A 1064-nucleotide genomic window follows, 5' to 3' on the forward strand; every position below is an offset into this window, starting at 1 on the left:
CCCTCGCCACAAGCACTCCCTTTCTACCGGATTAGTTTGTGTAGGGGCTGTCGCAGACTTTGCTCACATAGGCAGGCGTGTCAGCGCGTTTGCACGGGCTGACCGATACTCCAAACACGCTCTGCGAGAGGTCGGCGTAGTCCTTGCTCACCAGCAACTCACCGATGGCCTTGTCGAGCCGGGCCTTGAGTTCAGTGTCTTCCTTGCGCAGGCCGGCCCCCACGCCGCGGCCGATGATCGGGTCGTAAGGCACTTCGGCGATTTCGGCCAGGCCCTGGGCCTCAGGGGTCTTGACCATCATGGCGATGGCGACGCCGTCGGCCATCATCAGGTCGGTGCGCCCGGCAATCAGGTCGGCGTTGGCCGATTCCTGGGTATCGTAGTACTTCAGGTCAGCAATATTCTCGTAGTACTTCTTCAGGTAGTTGGCGCTGACCGTAGAGATCTGCACGCCGATGATCTTGCCCTTCAGCCCTGCCGGCGAGACTTCGACCGTGGTGCCCTTGGGGCCGGCAATGCCCAGCAGCGAATCGTAGTAGGCGCGGCTGAAGGCGATCTGTTTTTCGCGCTCTTCGGTGACCGACATCGAGGAGAAAATCACGTCGATTTTCTTCGCCAGCAGCGACGGAATAATCCCGTCCCAGGCCACTTCCTTGATCTGGCACTCAGCCTTCATCAAGCCGCAGAGCTTGTGAATCAGGTCCACCTCAAAGCCGGACCACTCCCCGTTGCCGCCCTTCACCGTGAACGGTGGGTAGGGTTCTGCCGCCACCGCGAACACAATGGGTTTCTCCGCCGCCAACGCAGTACCTGCCGCCAGCATCAACACAGCACTGCTCAACCACTTTGCCAATCGTTTGGATTTCATGATCTTGCCCCGTCTTTTTTTGGAGTTAGCGAGTTTGATGCGCGTTGACGAACTGCCGGCAACGTTCACTGCGTGGGTCGATAAACACTGAGTCCGGCGAGCCGGTTTCCTCGATCAGGCCTTGATGCAAAAACGCGACTTTGGATGACACGTCCCGGGCGAACGCCATTTCATGGGTCACCAGGATCATGGTGCG

The 1064-nt window shown here is 59.0% G+C and carries 1 protein-coding gene and 1 pseudogene; both read right to left on the reverse strand.

Going from position 1 to position 1064, the window contains the following annotated elements; all coding sequences use genetic code 11:
* Positions 1-31 precede the first annotated feature (31 nt).
* Positions 32-868, reverse strand: a complete 837-nt coding sequence (locus HX817_RS16000; RefSeq protein ID WP_003217054.1) for a transporter substrate-binding domain-containing protein — start codon at positions 866-868, stop codon at positions 32-34.
* A 25-nt stretch (positions 869-893) separates the two neighbouring features.
* A pseudogene (locus HX817_RS16005) lies at positions 894-1064 on the reverse strand (histidine/lysine/arginine/ornithine ABC transporter ATP-binding protein); the annotation flags it as partial.

The sequence above is a fragment of the Pseudomonas sp. C6002 genome (genome assembly GCF_013385805.1).
Taxonomy (GTDB): Bacteria; Pseudomonadota; Gammaproteobacteria; order Pseudomonadales; family Pseudomonadaceae; genus Aquipseudomonas.

Coding starts and splice junctions, on each gene's coding strand:
- HX817_RS16000 (WP_003217054.1), bottom strand. CDS start 868: ATGAAATCCAAACGATTGGCAAAGTGGTTGAGCAGTGCTGTGTTGATG.